Genomic DNA, 20,224 nt, shown 5'->3' with positions numbered 1-20,224 from the left:
TAGACAATATGTAATGACCTCCATTTTGTAGCAACGTGGATTCACCTGTATACTAAAGATGTCGAGTCAATGGTAACAGGGATTACCGCATACAAAAGGAGGTCACTAAATGAATAATAACACAGTTTACGTAGGTATGGATGTCCATAAGGAAAGTTTTACACTTTGCGCTTATACAATTGAAGTCGAAAAAGGTTTGTATTACCAGCGTACTTCAGCAGATTACAAAGCAGTTTTAAAGTATCTTGAATTCCTTCGCTCAATCTACGGTAACGATACTACATTTATATGCGGTTATGAAGCCGGGTGTCTTGGCTATACTTTATATCATCAGCTAACAGACCGAAATGTTAACTGTGTGATACTAGCGCCATCTACCATGCTTTCTCAGCGTAATAACAAGAGAATAAAAACTGATAAGCGTGATGCTGAGCTTATTGGCAGATGTTTGTGTCAAAACAATTATAGTCCAGTACATATTCCTACTGCCAAAGATGAACAGACTAAAGAATATCTGCGCATGCGGAATGATCATAAACTTGCACTAAAAAAGATCAAACAACAAATTCAGTCTTTTTGCCTTCGCCACGACTATAGATACGAAAGTAAAAGTCACTGGACAATAGCACATATCAATTGGTTAAAAGCATTAAAACCCGAAGGTTTATATAAAGAGATTCTTGATGAGTACTTGCTTACATATGCTACGCTTACTGATAAAATAGAACGTCTTGATAAGCGAATCGAAGAACTTGCATCAGTAGATGAATACAGAGAATCTGTAAAAAAGCTATGTTGTTTCATTGGTATTCAGACTCATTCTGCATTATCAGTTATTGTTGAGGTCGGAGATTTTAATCGTTTTTCTTCCGCAGAAAAGTTTGCCTCATATATAGGACTTGTTCCTGGCGAAGCATCCAGTGGAGACGATACCACTAGGCTTAGCATTACAAAAGCAGGAAATAGTCACGTACGAACTCTGTTAACAGAAGCATCTCAATGCTATACTAGAGGCAGAGTTGGTTACAAATCCAAAACAATCAAAGCTCGTCAAAATGGAAATACTCCACAAGTTATTGCATATGCAGATAAAGCTAATGAACGTCTGAAACGCAAATACTACAAAATGGTATTAAATAATGGAAAAAAGCGAAATGTGGCAATAATGGCAGTTGCAAGAGAACTCGCTTGCTTTATGTGGGGCATGATGACCGATAATATAGCTTAATCTGTTATAACAGTGCGCTGCTAATCTCAAGGCCAAGCCGCCCAAGGCGGTGCTTCGCAGCCTTGACATCATCATCCCACTGTTATAGTGGGTAATCAAGCAGATGTAAGATGGCTTACGCCATTTACATCTGGCCAAAACAAAAGCAACAACTGAAGACATCTTGAAAGGGCTTCGGCCATTTCAAGGTTCGAGCTATCTACGATAATTCTATGTTGGCACGGAGCAATCTGTGATCCACGATGGTAGACGGTAGAGCTCACGGCGGACCATTGACCTGTCGGTAACCAATCCACGTATATCAGAGTGGCCAATGCCGGGAACTGATACCCCGAGGCCCTTTCAAGGTGCCTTCAGAAACAACTAAATAATTATGTGGTGGATTCCTGTAAGCTTTCTCTTGACAGGAGGTCATTACATATCAGAATTATTATGTTGGTTTATTAAAAACAGCAGGAGGGGACTGTATTTATGAAAAACATAGTAGTTAAAAGGTTATTGGCAGCAGGACTGGTGGTACTGGTCCTGGGCGGAGTAGTATTTGCGGCCGACAAGGGGGGACTTTTCCGGGGAAAGGACAAAATGGATAAGGTTATTACCAAGATGACCATGGATGAGAAGATTTCCCAGATGATAATTCCGGCCATCAGGACCTGGAACGAAGAAAAAGTTACAGATCTGAGTGCAGCGCCGGAAGTAAAAGCCGCTCTTCAGAAGCATCAGTATGGCGGAATCATTCTTTTTGGAGCAAATATTACAGGAAATGAACAAGTTACAAGACTTGTGTATGACCTGCAGGAAAATAACAAACAAATAACGGATGTTACCAATCATATCCCATATCTGATGCCTATTGACGAGGAAGGCGGAATTGTAATTCGTCTATCAGCAGGAACCAGGATGACGGGAAATATGGCTATAGGAGCCACCGCCAATGCAGCAGCCAATGCTGAGAAAACGGGAGATCTCCTTGGAGAAGAGATCGCAGCTGCGGGCTTTAATGCAGATTATGCTCCTGATATTGACGTAAACAATAATCCCAATAATCCCGTTATCGGAACCAGATCTTTTTCCGATGACCCTGACAAGGTTGCGGAGCTTGGTATGGCTTATGCCAAGGGCCTTTCGGGGCACAATATCATTGCCACATACAAGCACTTCCCGGGACACGGAGACACCGGCACTGACAGCCATATAGGCCTTCCTTCCGTGGAAAAGACCTATGAGGAAATATCAGCCACTGAGCTTGTTCCTTTTAAGAAGGCCATAGAGGGCGGCGCAGACATGATAATGACAGCCCATATAACTTATCCTCTTATCGATGAGGAAGTTACCTACGGCGACGGTGTTACAAAGGGATATTATCCGGCAACCATGTCAAAGAAAATGATCCAGGATATATTGAGAACAGACCTTGGCTTTGACGGCGTGGTTGTTACCGATGCCCTGGAGATGGGGGCTATCGCCACAGCGGGCCTTGTTCCCGGAGCGGAGAATTCCGTGGAATATCACGTGAATATCGCAGAAAAGGTAATAAATGCGGGAGTGGATATACTTCTTTTGCCAGTAGACATCACAGATGCAGAAAAAGTCGCATTCTATGACGATTACATCGCAGGAATCGCAGCGAAGGTAAAATCCGGTGAGATCAGCGAAAAGAGGATCGATGAGAGCGTTAAGCGAATTCTCCTTATGAAAGAAAAGTACGGGATCTTCAGACCTGACGGAGACTATGGAACACCTGAAGACATCGAGGTTAAGGCAGCAAAGAGCAAGGAAATCATCGGAAGTCAGGCTCACCACGATGCGGAGATGCAGATGGCAAGAGAGGCCATAACCCTTATCAAAAATGATGGTATATTACCTCTTTCTTCTGATAAAAAGAGTATAGTGGTGCTGGCAAGGCGCGAAGACGACAAGGTGGCCATCGGCTATGCCCTTGAAGATATGAAAAAGAAGGGCTATATCGGGGAAAATACCGAAGTAACCCTGGATTTCTACTTTAATTCAGCGGCGGATGTTAAGCTCAATTACACCGATGAGATAAAGGAGAAGATCTCCACTGCGGACGTAGTAATATGCTTCTCCTATGCATCCGGTAGCAGTGCCCTTGATAAAGAAGATCCTCAGTTCATCGCCCTTCATAATGCACTGGAGGATGTCCATGCAGGAGGGGGTAAATATGTGCTTATAAGCGAGAATCTGCCCTATGATGCGGCTATTTATCAGGAGGCGGACGGCATACTTCTGGCATATATGGGCTCAGGCCTTGGAATTGACCCTACAGACAGACTTAATGACACAGGTTCATCAGCCTTTAATGCCAATATCGTTGCAGCCATCGAGACAGCCTTTGGTGCAAGCAGCCCTCAGGGCAAGCTTCCTGTGAACATCCCAAAGGTGGAAAAGGATTCTGAGGGAAATCTGAACTTCACTTCTGAATTTATCTATAAGCGAGGGGAAGGTATAAGCTATTGATCACAATAAATACCGAAATAAAAATAGGAGAGTGCTCCAAGCCTGTGCAGCTTACCGCCGGTGCCCTTAAAAGAGATATAGAGAGTACCTGGGAAAATGTCTTGGTTCGTATAACTCAGCCGGAGCCGAGAGCTTTATCGGAGCACTGGAAGAAGCGGGAGTTGATGGAAAAACAGCAGGAATAATCATCAAACATGAAATAACATGCGTTTTGCAAAAGCGTTTCTATACTCACTGGGCGTAAGTCCGGTGAGTTTTTTATATGCCCTGGCGAAGCTGTGGACATCAGAAAAACCAAGCTCCGCGGCAATATCCGTAACGGGCTTGTCATTGTCTGCCAGCATAAAATTGGCGGCGTCTATTTTTTGATTTAAAATATACTGCTTCAGCGGAATTCCCCGAATTTCAGCAAACAGATGGGATAAATATTTTGCATTGTAGCCGAATTTTTCAGCGATTTCAGTGATCTTGATATTTCTGTGAAGGTTTCTCTGGATATAGTCAATGATATCCAGGTAGACCTGCTTTTTTTCCAGATTGTCCTGTCCGTGCTGTGCATCAGACATGATCTGGCCGTAGAGTTCACAGACTATGCTGGTTACCATGGCGTTCAGAGAGATCTTCGGATAACTGTTTTTCACGATATCCTGAAGCTGCTTCATCTGCACTACCATCTTTTCCGGCTTAGGGATGGCGCCCTTTTGCGGAATGGCGAAAGCATGGGAAAAGCCCAGCTCCTCCATAGGCTCAGCCGTGCCGTTTATGGTTACTGGCAGGTCAGTTGCAGGCACCGAAAAGTGCATCCAGTAAAAAGAGCAGTAAGCCTCCTTGTAGCCGATCCTGTAGCCGTTACTGGGAGGCAGCAGCAGATACTCGCCCTTTTTTACGGAAAAATTCTCGCCGCAGTAGCTAAGAAACAGCTCCCCTTCAGTCATTATGATAAGCTCATAGTCCTTAAGGGGGAATTTCTCGTGCTTCCAGTCCGAAGACAGGGCCTGGAACTTGCCTGTATAGGAATAATAAAATTGTTGATTCTCCGGGAAAATTATATGCTTCATACCTTCTATAGTACTGAGATTTCTTGCTTTTTGCAAAAAAGAAGACAAAATTTCTACATAGTTTTGATATATAATGCAGGAATGAATAAAAGCATAACAAAAAATAACAAGAAAGGAAAAATCAGTAGTTTTTCAATGAGAGAATTTTTTAGGAAACACATTATTTTAGCGATTATTGCAGCTGTAGCTGCGGAGTATTTTTTAAACGAGCTTATTGGCACCATTATAGAGCTTTGTTTCGGGGAATTCGGAACATCAAATGCGGCATATTTTGTGAGAAAGATAATATTAAAGGTAATTCCTTCATTTATTATAGCTTTTTGCCTGGGGACTCTGGATTCTTTCAAGAATCCGGTTAAATATCTTGGAAAGAGCCTTTTATCCGGTTTGGTAATATTGTTTATCTCTGTTTTCGGAAGTGTTATACTGACCATTGATTCCATTACAAAGGGCGCTGAGCTTAAAGCTCCCGGCGAAATACTGTTTTTTGCGGCCTTTGTTCTGATGGTAGGTCTTTCGGAAGAACTTCTTATGAGAGGAACAATAACAGGGCTTCTGACAGAGAAGTTCGGAAAAGAAGGCAAAGGAATGGTCCTGTCAGTGGTGACCGGCGCATGCATTTTTGGACTGTACCACTTATGGAATTTACGCTGGACCCATGATCTGAAAGCAACTCTTTTGCAGGTGCTGGGCACAGCTATGATAGGAATGCTTCTGTGCGCGGTATACGTGAAGTGGGGTAACCTTTTGGGAGTTATTATTCTTCATGCAGCCCTTGATTTTATGACATTGTCAGAATATGGTCTATTTGCAGGTAAATCTATCGCAGACAGATCCGGTGAGGGCGGCGGAGAGCTTAGCCAGACTATAATAAGTAATTCAATTTTTGTTATAGCGGCAATTATTGTAATGTTACATAAAAAGAAGGAGACTAAAGAGAATGAGCGAAATGGAAATGAAAGCAAGAGCAAATCATAAGAATGGCAATAACTGTTCTATGTCACTGGGAATGGCATTTGCAGATAAGCTTGGAATGACAGAGGAAGAGGCAAAGAATTTTGTTCCCGCTCCAAGAAGCATTGATGGCAAGTGCGGCGGATATCTCAGTGTGGTTGCCATGTTGGAGAAGCTTGGCATAGATAAGACCAAGGAATATGAGCAGATGTTCCTTGAGAAAAACGGATCACTTTTCTGCAAGGAGCTGATCGCCCAGAGGACAGGTACAGGACGTACCTGCAATGATATTGTCGGCGAAGCCGCAGCTATGCTGGAAAGTCTTCTGGCTGAAAACTAAAATAAAAAAATTTAAAAAAATTTTTGCCATGGAATTATTTTCCTTCGTATAAATAATTGTGTGAAACAAAAATACAGATTATTTCTATGTATTCTATGATGAGGGCACCGGATATACAGAGGACGGAAACAACGGAATGGGATTACCCTTCTGCTGCACCCAGGAAGATGGCAAGATAGCATTCTCCTTCGGCGGAAATGGTGAGTCAAGCGATGTTTTCACTGTTGAGTCCATCGAAAACGGTGTTATGAAGGGCGCTTTTGAAGATGGCATGACAATGTACTTTGAGCCTGTATTCGATGCTGATCCCGAGGCATTTGATGCGGTTGCTTTTGTAGATAAGAGCGGCAGAGTAGATTATAAGCAGTATGAAGACCCCAATGGCTGGTCAGTTACCTACAATGCAGCAAAGATGAGTGTTACTCAGCAGAACAACATGGTATTCTTTGTATACACAGGAGAATCTGCTGGAACTAACATGATCACAGTTACTTATGAGCCAAGCGTAAGCGCAAAGGATGCGGTTGACGAAATGGTTAAGAGCTGGGGAAGTGACAATGCAACCCAGAACGAGAGCATTTTCCCCGGAACAGAGGATGTAACCGGATATTGGGCTATGCTTCCTCCTGCAGCTGAGGGTTCAGGCTATTATGAGAGCGTTATCGCAAGAGATTATATGGAAGGAAGCCTTATTTTTGAGACAACCGGACATAACTGCGGCGATGATGCATTGGATATGGCTGTAAGCGATGAACTTGTTCTTATCATCGATTCTATTACATTCTAAAAAAATCAAATTATGCAGCGACTGAATCCACGGCTCAGGCCGTGGATTTTTTGCGAAAAAATATGGGGTATATCTTTTGGCGATTCCCGGTGTTATTATCATAAGTGCAGTAAATATGCTTATTCGGATAGGAGGATCGAAGAAATGGAATCGATTTTAATAAAGGATACAACCCGTGAGCAGAGGGAGCAGATAGTGGCAGAGTCCATCGGGAACATAAGCGGTTCCTGTGATGGCTGCATGTCGGGGCTGGCGGAGATGTATCAGGACTATATCGACGGCAAAAAAGAGATCCGTGAGATCAACATGGAGTTCAGAGCACATTATGAATCGGGCATTGACGGCCCGGAGAAAGCAGATTGCGGGTACAAGAGATGAATATTCAGATTTTCGGAACAAAAAAGTGTAACGATACAAAGAAGGCTGAGCGCTTTTTCAAGGAGCGCGGCATAAAATACCAGTTCATCGATATGAAGGAAAAGGGCATGAGTAAGGGCGAGCTTTCTTCCGTGGCCAGTGTCAACGGCGGAATCATGAACATGATAAACCCCGATGCCAAGGATAAAGACGCGGTGGCCATTATTCAGTACATAGCTGATGAAGATAAGCTGGAGAAGCTCCTTGAGAACCAGCAGATAATAAAAATTCCGGTAGTTCGTAACGGCAAGCAGGCTACCCTGGGCTATCAGCCTGAGGTCTGGAAGAAGTGGGAGTGAAAATCGCATGAAACTCATATTTATAAGGCATGGAGAGCCGGACTATAGCACAGACAGTCTTACTGAAAATGGAAAAAAGCAGGCGGCGGATACTGCAAAAAGGCTTGAAAAAGAGGGGATAAAGGCGATATATGCGTCTCCTATGGGCAGAGCCAGAGAGACCGCAGGATATACAGCGAAAGCTTTGAATCTGGATGTTAATATTTTGGATTATATGCATGAAATTGACTGGGGAGACAGGAGCGAAGATGTGGAAGAGGAAGATAAGATTCCTTATGACGGACATCCCTGGACTCTGGCATACAAGCTTTTGACGGAAAATCCTGAATATGTCAATTCATCTGAATGGGCACAGCATCCGTATTTTAAGAATAACAAATGTTTGGATTACTATGAAAAGGTGTCCAAGGGGCTTGATGATTTATTAAGCGAATATGGACTGGTCAGGAAAAATGGTCTGTACAGTTGCAGCAAGGGAAATAACGATATTATAGCCTTGTTTGCCCATGGCGGGTCCGGAGCTATATTATTTTCCCATATTCTTAGCCTTCCCTTCCCATTTGTGCTTACCACGATGCCATACGGTGTATGTTCAGTCTCAGTGATCAGCTTCAACGAGCAGCAGGGAGACATGGTGATTCCAAGGCTTGAGCTGTTTGACGATATGGGGCATATAGAGGCATTTAAGGAAGAGAAATTACATTTTGATAAATAAAACAAAAACAGGGATGGGGTTAAAACCATCCCTGTATCATTGCAATTTCCTGTATGTATCCTTCATCATCATTTGGTGTTTCCAGGATAAAGGGCAGACCCTGGAGCGCAGGATGAAGAGCGATTCTTTTCATGGCTTCCATGCCGATCTTGCCCTGACCGATCTTCTCGTGGCGGTCTTTTTGGGCGCCGCAGTCATTCTTACTGTCGTTGAAGTGAACGGCCTTGAGCCTGTCCAGGCCGATGACCTTGTCAAATTTATCCAAAACACCGTCAAAATCATTTACGATGTCATAGCCTGAATCCCAGGTATGGCAGGTGTCGAAGCACACACCCAGCTTATCTTTGCAATCTACGAGATCTATGATTGCCTTGAGCTCTTCGAAGTTTCTTCCCATCTCAGAGCCCTTGCCTGCCATGGTCTCAAGAAGGACCGTGGTGCTCATTTCAGGGTAAAGAGCCTTGTTCAGGCCCTCTGCGATCTGCTGCACGCCTAATTCTGGGCCCTGGCCGGTGTGAGAACCGGGATGGAAATTGTAATATTGTCCCGGCAGAGCCTCCATTTTTTCAATATCCTTAATAAGCATATCCAGGCCGTTGGCCCTTGTTTCCGGACTTGCAGAGCACAGGTTCATGGTGTAGCTGGCATGGGCTACAAGCTTTCCAAACTTCTTTTCTGTGAGGATTTCGGACAACGCCTGTACATCCTCCGGCTCCACATCCTTAGATTTTCCCCCTCTGGGGTTTCTTGTGAACCAGGAAAAGGTGTTTCCACCGAAGTCCACCATCTGGCGTCCCATGGCCTCATAGCCCTTAGTTACTGATAAATGACAACCTATATAAATCATGAATAATTATTTTTCCTCCTGATAATCGGCAATTTCAGACTATATGATAGCACAGAAAAATGGCAACAAGTGCTTGAATTTTTGGAAAGATGTGATACAATTAAATCGTATAAAATGCAAATAGTTGTACCGGCTATATGAAATGGAGAGTATCCCAATGAATCAGTAGTGTACTGAAGATTATTGTAGGGAATTGTTACCTGGCGATTGCCGATAAAATGAATAAAAAATGAGGAAAAGGCCATCAGATTCAGCAGTTCTGATGGTCTTTATCTATGCGCTAATATATAATAACCTAGATGGACTCTGAAGTAATCAGGAAGTTTGGCACGGAGGAGAGCAAAAATGGAGTATATACACACAGTTCAATACTATGAAACCGATAAAATGGGGATAACACATCATTCCAACTATATTAGGTGGATGGAGGAGGCAAGAATTGACTTCCTGTCCCAGATAGGGTGGGATTTTGCCAAGCTTGAGCAGATGGGCATAGTGTCCCCGGTTTTGAGCGTGACCTGCGATTACAAGCAGACTACGACTTTTTCCGACAAGGTCAGTATCAGCGTTTCTGTCAAGGAATTTAAGGGTGTAAAACTGCATCTTGCCTATGAAATGAAGAATTCAGAGGGAAAAACAGTTTGTATCGGCACCACTTCCCATGCATTCCTTAATCTCGAGGGCAGGCCCATACGTATGAAGCAGGAGCAGCCTGAACTGTTTGAAGCCCTCAGCAACTTAGCGGAGTGATTTATCTTAGGACTTTAGTATCTAAAGGTAAAGGAATAAGCTAATACTGTGGTTGCATAAATTTCATTCTATGGTATCATAAACCCATAAAAACAGAATAAAACGGAAGGTGCTTGTGGGCATTTGCTGCACAAGTGAAAAGGGAAGCGGGTGTGAATCCCGCACGATCTCGTCACCGTGTTTCGAGAGCTTTTTTCATTATGTCACTGGAGCAATCCGGGAAGGCGAAGGAAGCGTATCAGCGAAAGCTGTGTATCGATCAGCCGGGAGACCTGCCTGCCGTTGTACAAGGGTAACCAAGTCACGAGGAATTGACTGTACGAAGCAATCAGGTAAATGCTATAGGCATTTGCTTTAGTTTTGTGCACTTTAAAAGTCTTCGCCGCTTGGTGGAGACTTTTTTCTGTTATATAAGTTATATATCTATACAGGAGGTAAATATTATGAAAAAGAAAATGCTTGCAGTTATCATGGCAGCAGCTATGGTAGCAACTGTAGTAGCAGGCTGCGGAGACAAGGCAGTTCAGGAACCTGTGCCGGTAACTGAGACAGGAAGTGAAGAAGTTAAGGAAGAGACAGTGGAGTCCGTTACAGCTGAGAAGGCAGAAGAGCCTGCAGCGGAAGCTGTTTTGGAGGATGGCACCTACACAGCTACTTTTACAACAGATTCAAGTATGTTCCATGTTAATTTGGTATACAAGGACAGGGGAGTACTTAAGGTTGAAAATGGTGAGATGACAATCCATATCACCATGCCTTCCAAGAATATCGTTAATCTTTTCCCCGGAAGTGCTGAGGATGCCCAGAAGGACGGCGCGGTTCTCTTAGAGCCCACTACAGATACCGTAACCTACGAGGATGGAACAACAGAGGAAGTACACGGCTTTGATGTTCCGGTTCCTGCCATTGACCAGAGCTTTGCACTTGCTCTTATCGGAACCAAGGGAAAATGGTATGACCACGAAGTAGTTGTTTCTGACGTACAGGTATCAAACGGAGAAGAGGACGAGAAGGTGGCTAAGGAAGTAGCAGATCTTATAGATGCAATTTATGTTCAGACCTACAACGAGAATACCTACGCAGATTGCGAAAAGGCAAAGGCAGCCTGGGATGCACTTACAGATGCTCAGAAGGAGCTGGTTGAGGGCGAGGATGCAGATCCTGACTACTTCGGAAGAGATACAGGAGATGCTTCCAAGGATGATCCCCTCAATGCAGACGGCATCGGTGAGAACGAGCTTCTCGTAGTTAGCTTTGGAACCTCTTTCAACGACAGCAGAGCCAAGGACATTGGCGGAATTGAGAAGGCACTGGCAGCTGCATATCCCGACTGGTCCGTAAGACGTGCTTTCACAGCTCAGATCATCATCAATCACATATATGCAAGAGACGGCGAGAAGATCGACAACGTTGAGCAGGCCCTTCAGAGAGCCGTTGACAACGGAGTTAAGAATCTTGTTATCCAGCCTACACACCTTATGCACGGTGCAGAGTACGATGAGCTCATGGAGGCTCTTGAGGGCTACAAGGACAAGTTTGAGACCGCTGTTGTGGCTGAGCCTTTACTTGGTACAGTAGGAAAAGACGCTGCAGAGATCAACGAGGACAAGCAGAAGGTTGCTGAGGCTATCACAGCAGCTGCAGTTGCTGAGGCCGGTTTTGCTGATCTTTCAGCATCAAAGGATGCGGGCGTTGCCTTCGTATTCATGGGCCACGGAACATCCCACACAGCCAAGATCACATACTCTCAGATGCAGACACAGATGCAGAATCTTGGCTATGAGAACGTATTTATCGGAACCGTTGAGGGCGAGCCTGAGGAGACAGAGCTTTCAAATATCATTGCTGCAGTAAAAGAGGCAGGTTACACCAAGGTTGTACTTCGTCCTCTCATGGTTGTAGCCGGTGATCACGCCAACAACGACATGGCAGGAGATGATGATGACTCCTGGAAGAGCGGCTTTGAAGCTGACGGAAGCTTTGAATCCATTGACTGCCAGATCTCAGGTCTCGGTGGAATTGAGGATGTTCAGAAGGTTTATGTAGAACATGTGGGAGCAGTTATTGAGTAAAAAAGCACGGACAAAATGTCTGCTGCTTCTATTACTTTTTTCCCTTTACATTACAGGATGCGGTGGTATTTCCGATGGGGAATATGCCGCATCTGTTGTAATGAAGGGCGGAAGTGGACGGGCATATATTGAGAGCCCCTGCGTTGTCACGGTGGAAAAGGGAAAGGCCGTGGCAAGGCTTGTGTGGAGCAGCCCAAATTATGATTACATGATAGTTGATGGGACCACCTATTATCCTGTAAACACGGAGGGTAACTCGGTTTTCGAGGTGCCGGTGAAGCTGGGAAAAGAGTTCCCGGTTCAGGCGGATACCACAGTCATGAGTACGCCTCATCTCATAGATTACACCCTGCTTTTGACCCTGGGGGATAATGGGGCTGAAGCAGATGGAAAGGACGGGGGAGAGATAGATACTTCTATACAGAAGACGTCCATGGATGCACCGGATATTCCGGGGCTTACCTATTTGTCCACTGATGAGAACGCCTATGCCCGGTGCTACAGGATCCATAGATATAGCGATGATTATGCGGTTATCAGCATTGAGGACGGGAGAAATTATCTTGTGGTTCCGGAAGGGGCAGCGGTCCCTGAGGGAGGAGAGTCATTTATAATCCTGCAAAAGCCTCTTGATACCATATATCTGGCGGCCTCCGGGGCTATGTGCCATTTTGACAGGCTTGGGGCCATAGAGAACATCGCTCTTTCAGGCATTGAGAAGGACGACTGGTACATTGACTCGGCAAAAGAGGCCATGGGGGCCGGAACTCTTGTTTACGGTGGAAAATACAGCGCTCCCGACTATGAGCAGATAGTTATGATGGACATAGACGTGGCCATAGAAAATTCTATGATCCTTCATACTCCCAAGGTTCAGGAAAAGCTGGAAAAGCTTGGAATCCCGGTGTTTATCGACAGGGCCAGCTATGAGCAGGAGCCTCTGGGAAGATGCGAGTGGGTGAAGGTCTACGGAGTTCTGACGGGAAAAGAAGATGAGGCTCTGGCGGATTTTTCAGAGCAGGTTCAGCAGGTATCGAGCCTTGAGTTTGATGAAAACAGCGGAAAAAGCGTTGTGATCTTCTCAGTTAACTCCAATCATCAAATAGTCACCAGGCGTACCGGAGACTATTTTGCCAAAATGGTGGAACTTGGAGGCGGAGACTATCTTTCCCCTGTTGCTGATGGCGGGGATGAAACAGCCCAGATGACAATAAGCGTAGAAGCTTTCTATGATTATGCACAGAATGCAGATATTTTGATCTACAACGCCACCATTGAGGATACACCGGGTTCCCTTGAGGAGCTTCAAAAGACGGATGCTGTTTTTGTTGATTTTAAGGCCTTTAAGGAGGGGAATGTCTGGTATACGGATAAATCCATATATCAGCTCTCGGACCGAACAGGAACCATTATAAATAACCTTTATCAGGTCATAGCTAAGGGACAGGAAGAGACGGAGTTCTTCCATAAACTTAAATAAGAGGAATAGACATTTGGCAAAAAATCTCATGATCCAGGGCACCATGTCCGGAGTAGGAAAAAGCATACTGACAGCGGGAATCTTAAGAGTCCTTCATCAGGACGGCTACAGGGTTGCGCCATTTAAATCACAAAATATGGCTCTAAATTCCTTTGTAACCCCTGACGGGAAGGAAATAGGAAGGGCCCAGGCACTGCAGGCGGCAGCGGCAGGGATGGAGCCATCCTCGGATATGAACCCTATTCTTCTCAAGCCCATGGGGGATACCACTTCCCAGGTCATCATAAACGGCCTGCCTCTGGCAAATATGAAGGCCAGGGACTATTTCAGGCAGAAAAAGAGCTATATTCCTGATATCCTGGCGGCCTATGAGAGACTGGCCAAAGAAGCGGACATCATAGTTATAGAAGGGGCAGGAAGCCCTGTTGAGATAAACTTAAGAGAAAATGACATTGTAAATATGGGCCTTGCGGAAATTTTGGATGCGCCTGTATTTCTTGCGGGAGATATAGATCCGGGTGGTGTGTTCGCACAACTGCTCGGAACCATGAATTTATTATCGGAAAAAGAGCGAGACAGAGTAAAGGGGCTTATTATTAACAAGTTCAGGGGAGATGTAACTTTGTTAGAACCGGGTCTTGATATGTTCAAGGCCTACTGCGATGTTCCTTTTGTGGGGGTAGTTCCCTTTACTCTTCTTGATCTTGATGAAGAGGACAGCGTCTCTGAGAGGCTGAAGATCAGAAATCGCGCAGATAGCGGGGATACAGTGGTAAGCATAAAGGTTGTAAGGCTGCCCTTCATCAGTAATTACACGGATTTCACGATACTTGAGAACATTCCGGGAGTCAGCCTTTCCTATGTAAATGCCCCGGAGGCCCTTGATAACGCTGATCTTGTGATCATTCCCGGTACCAAGAATACTCTGGGAGACCTTAAGTGGCTAAAGGAATCCGGTTTTTCAGATAAGATAAAAGAACTGGCGGCAGGAGATACCTTTATCATCGGTATCTGCGGCGGTTTCCAGATGCTGGGAAGAAACGTCAAGGATCCTGACCATAGCGAAATCGGCGGACAGGAGCAGGGACTCTCGCTACTGCCTGTGGATACGGTATTTGAAAAGAGTAAGAACTTAAGGCAGGTTAATGCGACTATAGGCGCTGTTTCCGGTGTTTACGGGCCTCTTTCGGGAATGTCTGTATCCGGATACGAGATCCATATGGGGGAGAGCACAGGAAACAGGGACACTTTCCCGGTGATCACAGAAGGCAGCGTTCTTGGCACATATATCCACGGGATATTTGATACTGCGGAGGTAACAGGGGCTCTTTTACAGATAATATATGATAAAAAAGGCATAAAAACGCCGGTTCCGGAGATAGAGGATGCCTTTGTGCATCAGGAGAAGGAATTAAACAAGCTGGCGGATGTGCTTCGCCAGAGCCTTGACTGGGAGCTAATTTACAGGACTATCGGAATCTGAGATTTGAGGAAAGAACATGAATTTGGAACATATCAAGCCCTCTGAGATAGAGAAGGAGAGCTTTAGAATAATAGGACAGGAGCTGGAGCAGCTGGGAAAGACCATAGATGAGGACAAGCTTCCCACTGTGATGAGGGTCATCCATACCACCGCTGACTTCGAATATGCCGATACCATGATTTTCTCTGAAGGGGCTGTTCAGAAGGCCAGAGAGGCCATAATGGATGGGGCCCACATCGTTACAGACACCAATATGGCCCTTTCCGGGATAAATAAGAAGACCCTGGCCAAATTCGGCGGAGAGGTCCACTGCTTTATGGCGGATGAGGATGTGGCGAAAGAGGCTAAGGAAAGGGAAGTCACCAGGGCTATTGTCAGCATGGAGAAGGCCGCAAAGCTCGATGTTCCCATTATTTTTGCCATTGGAAATGCCCCTACGGCGCTGATGAGGATAAAAGAGCTGATGGATGAGGGCAGCCTTAAGCCAAGGCTTATAATCGGAGTTCCGGTGGGCTTTGTAAATGTGGTGGAGGCCAAGGAATTAATTATAGAAAGTGATGTTCCATATATCGTAAACCGAGGCAGGAAGGGCGGAAGTACAATAGCAGCTGCTATTTGTAACTCCATTCTTTATGGCCTTACGGATCGCTAGGATGGTTTTATGGAAGTAAATTCTGAAGGGGTTTTTATTGTTAAGGGCGAAAAGAAGTTAAGATGCGGTTTTACCACCGGGAGCTGCTCTGCGGCTGCCGCTAAAGCTGCGCTTATCATGCTGATCACAGGCAGCGATATTCATAATGTCAGCATTATGCCCCCCAAGGGGATAGCCTATAATGCTGAGATCATGGATATCGAAAGAAAAAAAGAGGGCGACAGTGTAACCTGCGCCGTGATCAAAGACGGCGGTGACGATCCCGATGTCACTAGCGGATCCAGGATAATGGCCACAGTGGAGTTTACCCAGGAGCCCGGAATCGTCATAGACGGGGGAGAGGGCGTTGGAAGAGTCACCAAGCCCGGAATGGACCAGCCCGTGGGAGAAGCCGCAATTAATTCAGTTCCCAGGAAAATGATAAGTCAGTGCGTTACTGAAGTCCTTGAGGAATACGGGCTTTCAGACAGGGGCGTGAAGGTCACCATCAGTGTTCCCGGAGGTCAGGAACTGGCCCTAAAGACCTTCAATCCCAAGCTTGGAATCATGGGAGGAATATCTATTCTTGGGACCACCGGAATCGTTGAACCCATGAGCGATGCGGCTCTTCTTGATACTATTCGCACTGAGATAAGAGTAAGGAAGGCCGAGGGAAGGGACATGCTGCTGGCAGCTCCCGGCAACTATGGTATGACCTTTCTTCATGAGGTATACGGCATAGATGAGAGCCTTGCGGTGATGAGTTCCAATTTTATCTATGACACCATCAGGATCGCCGCAGAGGAAGGCTTTTCCAGGATCCTTTTTGCAGGGCATATCGGCAAGCTGGTAAAGGTGGCAGGGGGCATTAAGAACACCCACTCCATGTACGGTGACCACAGGATGGAGATTCTCACAAAGCTGTCAGAGGAGTGCATGGAAAGGGAAGTTTTTTTATCCGTAAAAGACAGGATAATGAACTGCGTCATGACTGATGAGGCGGTAGGAATAATAAATGAAACCGGCAGGGGAAGCGCAGTATTTAAGAAAATGGCGGACAATATCAGGGATTACCTGGAAAAATGGTCCGAAGACGCCCTGAAGGCGGAAGTAATAGTTTTTTCCAATGAAAACACAGAGCTGGTGTCCACGGACAAGGCTCACAGCTGGATAAAGGAAGTGTAAAAATGGTACATTTTGTGGGAGCGGGCCCCGGGGCCAAGGACCTTATAACCTTAAGAGGAAAAGAACTGATAGAGCAGGCGGATGTCATAATCTACGCGGGATCCCTGGTAAATCCCGGGCTCCTCGATTATGCGAAAGCAGGCTGCGAGATACATGACAGCAGCAGGCTCAATATAGACGAAGTCATAGAGATAATCAGGGCTGCGGAGAAAAATGGCCTTATGACCGTTAGGCTCCACACCGGAGATCCCAGTATTTACGGGGCTATCCGGGAGCAGATGGATATTCTGGAGGCCCAGGGCATAGCCTTTGACGTAACTCCCGGAGTCAGCTCCTTTTGCGGAGCGGCAGCAGCTCTTAATATGGAGTATACCCTTCCGGGCATAACCCAGAGCGTCATCATAACAAGAATGGAGGGAAGGACCAAGGTTCCGGAAAAGGAGTCTGTGGAGGCCCTGGCAGCCCACGGTGCCACCATGGTGTTTTTCCTGTCTGCAGGGGATACGGAGAGGCTTTCAAAAAGGCTGATAGACTCAGGAGTTTCGGAGGACATTCCCTGCGCCATTGTTTACAAGGCCACCTGGCCCGATGAAAAGAAGGTTATCTGCTCGCTTAAGGACCTTCCTGAGAAGGCAAAGGAAGAGGGCATAACCAAGACAGCCCTTATTATAGTTGGAAGAGCCGTGGCTCAGACCGGTTATGAGATGTCCAAGCTCTATGATCCCGGATTTACCACCGAATATCGCAAAGGAAAGAATGCGGATGCATAAGCAGAAAAGCCGCATACTGTGGGTATTCCTGATTCTTATTGCCCTTCTTTTGGCAGCAGTACTTCTTAATTTGCTGGTGGGCAACGTGAAGATAGATTTAAGGACCTTTGCGGAGATACTTACAGGTGCAGGCGGTGATGAGAAAAAGAGAAATATTATCATGAATATCAGGCTTCCCAGGACCATTATGGCCTTTGTCCTTGGAGGCGCTCTTGCCGTGTCCGGATTTCTGCTTCAGACTTATTTTTCAAACCCCATTGCAGGCCCCTATATTCTGGGCGTATCCTCCGGGGCGAAGATGATGGTGGCTCTGCTTCTGATATTTGTGGCTGGAAGCCGTGTTTATGCCAAGGGATATAAGCTGATTATGGTGGCCTACGTGGGAGCCCTTATAGCCACGAGTTTTATCATCCTTATATCAAGGAGTGTGAAAAACATGGCGGCTCTGCTGGCTGCGGGAATAATGATAGGCTACATCTGCAGCGCCATAACGGATTTTCTCATCGCTTTTGCCGATGATTCGGATATTGTTAACCTCCACAGCTGGTCCCAGGGAAGCTTTTCCGGGGCGAATATCGAGGGAGCGCTGTACTGCGTGGTTACGGTATCTCTGGCTATGGTGGCGGTGATGATCCTGTCCAAGAGCCTGGATGCCTTCAGGCTCGGTGAATCCTACGCCAGGAGCGTGGGGGTTAATGTTAAGCTCTGCAGAGTGCTGATAATACTGCTCTCAAGTCTTTTGGCTGCCTGTGTTACTGCTTTTGCGGGACCGGTGTCCTTTATAGGAATCGCGGTGCCCTTCCTTATGAGGGAATCCCTGAAATCCTCCAAGCCTATAGTGCTGATTCCCGCTTCATTCCTGGCGGGAGCCATATTCTGTCTTATAAGCGACCTTCTGGCAAGGATGCTTTTTGCCCCTACGGAACTGAATGTATCGGCGGTTACCTCACTTTTCGGAGCACCAATAGTAATATTTATGATAATCAGGAGGCATAGCAGACATGAAGATCAGTGAGCTGAAGGCCGGATATCATAAAAAAATAGTAGTAAACGGCGTAACTCTGGAGACAAGAAAGGGAGAGATCATTTCCCTTATAGGTCCTAACGGTGGCGGAAAATCCACGCTGCTTCGGAGTATCTCCGGAGAGCTTAAACCAATAGGCGGTGCGGTTTATCTGGAGGAACAGGAGATTAAGAACATCTCCCTTAAGAAACTCTCCAAAAAGATGGCAATTGTCAATACAGACAGGGTTAAGCCTGAGCACATGAGCGCCTTTGACGTGGTGCTGTCGGGAAGACTTCCCTACAGCGATGGTTTCGGGTTTTTCAAGGATAATGACTATGCGGCAGCAAAAAAAGCCTGTGAACTGATGTCAATTACTGAGCTTATGGATACACCTTTCCTTGCCATGAGCGATGGGCAGAAGCAGAGGACCCTGATAGCCAGAGCCATCTGTCAGGAACCGGAGTATCTCATTATGGATGAACCCACCTCATACCTGGATATTAAGCACAGACTGGAGCTTATGGAGGTAATAAAGGGACTTTCAGAGCAGGGCGTCACCATAATAATGTCCCTCCATGAGCTGGAACTGGCATTGGAAATATCAGACAGATGTCTTCTTGTAAAAGAGGACGGAAATACCCTGTGTCAGAAGCCTTCAGAAATAATAAAAAGCGGTGTGATACAGCCTCTTTACGGCCTTTCCGACGCTATGTACGAGAAAGTAAAAAAGCAGCTGATATCTTTTTAAAAATAATAATAGTATTTTTTATATGGATAATTAAATGGATAAAAATCAAGTCGGAAAATACAAATTTATATGCTTTACCAAGGGCGGCAGGGAGCTGATGCTGCGGCTTGCTGAGGCACTGTCCGGAGGCGAAGCTATGGAGTCAGAGAAGGCAGACAGTCTATCTGACTGGACCAGAGAGAATTTCCTCCAGGGAAATATGCTGGTCTTTATCGGTGCCACAGGTATTGCGGTGAGGGCCATAGCGCCTTTTTGCAAGGATAAGACCACGGATCCCGGAGTGCTGGCCATAGATGAGAAGGGAAGCTTTGTAATTCCGCTTCTATCCGGGCACATCGGAGGGGCAGTGGAGGCAGCAAAGGAACTGTCGCAGATCATAGGCGCCACACCGGTTATCACCACAGCTACTGATGTCAATGGCGAATTTGCCGTGGACGTCTTTGCGACAAAGAATAATCTTGGAATAAACGACATGAAAAGGGCCAAAGAATTTTCTGCAAGAATTCTTGCAGGAGAGGAGGCAGAATTTGTGGTATCCCCGAGAAATAAGCAGATTGACGGTTTTTCCCTGATTCCGAAATGTACGGTGATAGGAATGGGATGCCGAAGGGGAAAGAGCTTTGATGAGCTCTATGGTTTTCTTACAGAGAAGCTCTCTGAGGAGGGCATAGATATAAGATCCCTGAAGGCTCTGGTCTCAATAGATAAAAAGAAGGATGAAGAGGGACTTATCAGGCTCTCCGAGCAGCTGAAGATACCTTTTATCACCTATTCTCCAGAAGTTCTTATGGAGCAGGAAGGTGATTTTGAACATTCCGATCGGGTGCTGGAAGCCACCGGCGCCGACAACGTCTGTGAGAGGGCCGTGGCGGCCTACGGCTGCAAAAAAATAGTGCTTAAAAAGACTGCGAAGGACGGAATGACCCTGGCCATCGGTATGACGGACGTAATAATAAATAATTAAAAGGGAATTTGT

Annotated in this window: 21 protein-coding genes and 1 riboswitch; of the genes, 19 read left to right on the top strand and 2 right to left on the bottom strand. The window is 45.8% G+C overall.

Annotation, left to right across the window (positions count from 1 at the left end):
* The first annotated feature begins 109 nt into the window (after positions 1–109).
* From T359_RS0115400 to T359_RS0115390, 3 genes are all read left to right on the top strand, one after another.
* Positions 110–1,228, top strand: a complete 1,119-nt coding sequence (locus tag T359_RS0115400; RefSeq protein WP_026517506.1) for an IS110 family transposase — start codon at positions 110–112, stop codon at positions 1,226–1,228.
* 471 nt (positions 1,229–1,699) lie between these two features.
* On the top strand, positions 1,700–3,706 hold the full coding sequence (locus tag T359_RS20695; RefSeq protein WP_051545514.1) for a glycoside hydrolase family 3 protein: 2,007 nt from the start codon (positions 1,700–1,702) through the stop codon (positions 3,704–3,706).
* Entirely contained in the window at positions 3,703–3,891 is a 189-nt protein-coding gene (locus T359_RS0115390) for a hypothetical protein (RefSeq protein WP_026518241.1), read from the top strand. The genes T359_RS20695 and T359_RS0115390 overlap by 4 nt, the downstream gene beginning before the upstream one ends.
* Positions 3,892–3,894: 3 nt before the next feature.
* Here the strand turns inward: T359_RS0115390 and T359_RS0115385 are convergent, their stop codons facing one another.
* The gene (locus tag T359_RS0115385) at positions 3,895–4,764 is read right to left on the bottom strand and encodes a helix-turn-helix transcriptional regulator (RefSeq protein WP_051545512.1); all 870 of its coding nucleotides are present in this window, start codon (positions 4,762–4,764) and stop codon (positions 3,895–3,897) included.
* 135 nt (positions 4,765–4,899) lie between these two features.
* Here T359_RS0115385 and T359_RS22850 point away from each other — a divergent pair, with 135 nt between their 5' ends.
* The 6 genes from T359_RS22850 (at position 4,900) to T359_RS0115355 (ending at position 8,276) form a co-directional block, all read left to right on the top strand.
* Complete coding sequence (locus T359_RS22850) at positions 4,900–5,742, top strand: CPBP family intramembrane glutamic endopeptidase (RefSeq protein WP_051545510.1); 843 nt, start codon at positions 4,900–4,902, stop codon at positions 5,740–5,742.
* Positions 5,705–6,058, top strand: coding sequence for a C-GCAxxG-C-C family (seleno)protein (locus tag T359_RS0115375; protein ID WP_026518239.1), 354 nt, complete (start codon positions 5,705–5,707; stop codon positions 6,056–6,058). The genes T359_RS22850 and T359_RS0115375 overlap by 38 nt, the downstream gene beginning before the upstream one ends.
* A gap of 136 nt (positions 6,059–6,194) precedes the next feature.
* Positions 6,195–6,845, top strand: coding sequence for a hypothetical protein (locus T359_RS0115370; RefSeq protein WP_026518238.1), 651 nt, complete (start codon positions 6,195–6,197; stop codon positions 6,843–6,845).
* Positions 6,846–6,989: 144 nt separating this feature from the next.
* The gene (locus tag T359_RS0115365) at positions 6,990–7,223 is read left to right on the top strand and encodes a purine biosynthesis protein PurH (RefSeq protein ID WP_026518237.1); all 234 of its coding nucleotides are present in this window, start codon (positions 6,990–6,992) and stop codon (positions 7,221–7,223) included.
* Positions 7,220–7,561, top strand: coding sequence for an arsenate reductase family protein (locus tag T359_RS0115360; protein ID WP_026518236.1), 342 nt, complete (start codon positions 7,220–7,222; stop codon positions 7,559–7,561). Before T359_RS0115365 ends, T359_RS0115360 begins: the two co-directional genes overlap by 4 nt.
* 7 nt (positions 7,562–7,568) lie before the next feature.
* Positions 7,569–8,276 carry a histidine phosphatase family protein gene (locus T359_RS0115355; RefSeq protein ID WP_026518235.1) on the top strand — a complete coding sequence of 236 codons (708 nt, stop codon included), beginning with the start codon at positions 7,569–7,571 and terminating at the stop codon, positions 8,274–8,276.
* A 19-nt stretch (positions 8,277–8,295) separates the two neighbouring features.
* On the opposite strand, the gene T359_RS0115350 is transcribed toward T359_RS0115355, so the two are convergent.
* Positions 8,296–9,123 carry a deoxyribonuclease IV gene (locus T359_RS0115350; protein WP_026518234.1) on the bottom strand — a complete coding sequence of 276 codons (828 nt, stop codon included), beginning with the start codon at positions 9,121–9,123 and terminating at the stop codon, positions 8,296–8,298.
* A 345-nt stretch (positions 9,124–9,468) separates the two neighbouring features.
* Between T359_RS0115350 and T359_RS0115345 the strand changes: the two genes are divergently transcribed.
* The 10 genes from T359_RS0115345 (at position 9,469) to T359_RS0115295 (ending at position 20,212) form a co-directional block, all read left to right on the top strand.
* Entirely contained in the window at positions 9,469–9,873 is a 405-nt protein-coding gene (locus T359_RS0115345; protein ID WP_035784670.1) for an acyl-CoA thioesterase, read from the top strand.
* A 90-nt stretch (positions 9,874–9,963) separates the two neighbouring features.
* A riboswitch (cobalamin riboswitch) is annotated at positions 9,964–10,167 on the top strand.
* Positions 10,168–10,316: 149 nt separating this feature from the next.
* Positions 10,317–11,945 carry a sirohydrochlorin cobaltochelatase gene (locus T359_RS0115335; RefSeq protein ID WP_242839107.1) on the top strand — a complete coding sequence of 543 codons (1,629 nt, stop codon included), beginning with the start codon at positions 10,317–10,319 and terminating at the stop codon, positions 11,943–11,945.
* Entirely contained in the window at positions 11,938–13,425 is a 1,488-nt protein-coding gene (locus tag T359_RS20685) for an ABC transporter substrate-binding protein (protein ID WP_197027107.1), read from the top strand. Before T359_RS0115335 ends, T359_RS20685 begins: the two co-directional genes overlap by 8 nt.
* A 13-nt stretch (positions 13,426–13,438) precedes the next feature.
* Positions 13,439–14,908 carry a cobyric acid synthase gene (locus T359_RS0115325; protein ID WP_026518230.1) on the top strand — a complete coding sequence of 490 codons (1,470 nt, stop codon included), beginning with the start codon at positions 13,439–13,441 and terminating at the stop codon, positions 14,906–14,908.
* Between the two features lie 16 nt (positions 14,909–14,924).
* A complete protein-coding gene (locus tag T359_RS0115320; RefSeq protein ID WP_026518229.1) occupies positions 14,925–15,560 on the top strand; it encodes a precorrin-8X methylmutase in 636 nt (211 codons plus the stop codon).
* A 9-nt stretch (positions 15,561–15,569) separates the two neighbouring features.
* Positions 15,570–16,724, top strand: coding sequence for a cobalt-precorrin-5B (C(1))-methyltransferase CbiD (gene cbiD / locus T359_RS0115315; protein WP_051545506.1), 1,155 nt, complete (start codon positions 15,570–15,572; stop codon positions 16,722–16,724).
* A gap of 2 nt (positions 16,725–16,726) precedes the next feature.
* Positions 16,727–17,494, top strand: coding sequence for a precorrin-4 C(11)-methyltransferase (gene cobM / locus T359_RS0115310; RefSeq protein ID WP_026518227.1), 768 nt, complete (start codon positions 16,727–16,729; stop codon positions 17,492–17,494).
* Positions 17,487–18,509, top strand: a complete 1,023-nt coding sequence (locus tag T359_RS0115305) for a FecCD family ABC transporter permease (RefSeq protein ID WP_026518226.1) — start codon at positions 17,487–17,489, stop codon at positions 18,507–18,509. Before cobM ends, T359_RS0115305 begins: the two co-directional genes overlap by 8 nt.
* Positions 18,496–19,248: an ABC transporter ATP-binding protein gene (locus tag T359_RS20680; protein WP_035784668.1), complete on the top strand. Its 753-nt coding sequence runs from the start codon at positions 18,496–18,498 to the stop codon at positions 19,246–19,248. The genes T359_RS0115305 and T359_RS20680 overlap by 14 nt, the downstream gene beginning before the upstream one ends.
* A 34-nt stretch (positions 19,249–19,282) precedes the next feature.
* Positions 19,283–20,212 carry a cobalt-precorrin 5A hydrolase gene (locus tag T359_RS0115295; protein WP_051545503.1) on the top strand — a complete coding sequence of 310 codons (930 nt, stop codon included), beginning with the start codon at positions 19,283–19,285 and terminating at the stop codon, positions 20,210–20,212.
* The last annotated feature ends 12 nt before the right edge of the window (positions 20,213–20,224 follow it).

The sequence above is a fragment of the Butyrivibrio sp. MC2021 genome, from assembly GCF_000621605.1.
Lineage (GTDB): Bacteria > Bacillota > Clostridia > Lachnospirales > Lachnospiraceae > Butyrivibrio.
The sequence above is the reverse complement of the archived record's forward strand: the minus strand, read 5'-3'. Positions and strand labels throughout refer to the sequence as shown.

Excerpts from the sequence above, each read along its gene's own strand:
- T359_RS0115400 (WP_026517506.1), top strand. The coding sequence starts at position 110 with ATGAATAATAACACAGTTTACGTAGGTATGGATGTCCATAAGGAAAGT.
- T359_RS20695 (WP_051545514.1), top strand. The coding sequence starts at position 1,700 with ATGAAAAACATAGTAGTTAAAAGGTTATTGGCAGCAGGACTGGTGGTA.
- T359_RS0115385 (WP_051545512.1), bottom strand. The coding sequence starts at position 4,764 with ATGAAGCATATAATTTTCCCGGAGAATCAACAATTTTATTATTCCTAT.
- T359_RS22850 (WP_051545510.1), top strand. The coding sequence starts at position 4,900 with ATGAGAGAATTTTTTAGGAAACACATTATTTTAGCGATTATTGCAGCT.
- T359_RS0115375 (WP_026518239.1), top strand. The coding sequence starts at position 5,705 with ATGAGCGAAATGGAAATGAAAGCAAGAGCAAATCATAAGAATGGCAAT.
- T359_RS0115370 (WP_026518238.1), top strand. The coding sequence starts at position 6,195 with ATGGGATTACCCTTCTGCTGCACCCAGGAAGATGGCAAGATAGCATTC.
- T359_RS0115365 (WP_026518237.1), top strand. The coding sequence starts at position 6,990 with ATGGAATCGATTTTAATAAAGGATACAACCCGTGAGCAGAGGGAGCAG.
- T359_RS0115360 (WP_026518236.1), top strand. The coding sequence starts at position 7,220 with ATGAATATTCAGATTTTCGGAACAAAAAAGTGTAACGATACAAAGAAG.
- T359_RS0115355 (WP_026518235.1), top strand. The coding sequence starts at position 7,569 with ATGAAACTCATATTTATAAGGCATGGAGAGCCGGACTATAGCACAGAC.
- T359_RS0115350 (WP_026518234.1), bottom strand. The coding sequence starts at position 9,123 with ATGATTTATATAGGTTGTCATTTATCAGTAACTAAGGGCTATGAGGCC.
- T359_RS0115345 (WP_035784670.1), top strand. The coding sequence starts at position 9,469 with ATGGAGTATATACACACAGTTCAATACTATGAAACCGATAAAATGGGG.
- T359_RS0115335 (WP_242839107.1), top strand. The coding sequence starts at position 10,317 with ATGAAAAAGAAAATGCTTGCAGTTATCATGGCAGCAGCTATGGTAGCA.
- T359_RS0115320 (WP_026518229.1), top strand. The coding sequence starts at position 14,925 with ATGAATTTGGAACATATCAAGCCCTCTGAGATAGAGAAGGAGAGCTTT.
- cbiD (WP_051545506.1), top strand. The coding sequence starts at position 15,570 with ATGGAAGTAAATTCTGAAGGGGTTTTTATTGTTAAGGGCGAAAAGAAG.
- cobM (WP_026518227.1), top strand. The coding sequence starts at position 16,727 with ATGGTACATTTTGTGGGAGCGGGCCCCGGGGCCAAGGACCTTATAACC.
- T359_RS0115305 (WP_026518226.1), top strand. The coding sequence starts at position 17,487 with ATGCATAAGCAGAAAAGCCGCATACTGTGGGTATTCCTGATTCTTATT.
- T359_RS20680 (WP_035784668.1), top strand. The coding sequence starts at position 18,496 with ATGAAGATCAGTGAGCTGAAGGCCGGATATCATAAAAAAATAGTAGTA.
- T359_RS0115295 (WP_051545503.1), top strand. The coding sequence starts at position 19,283 with ATGGATAAAAATCAAGTCGGAAAATACAAATTTATATGCTTTACCAAG.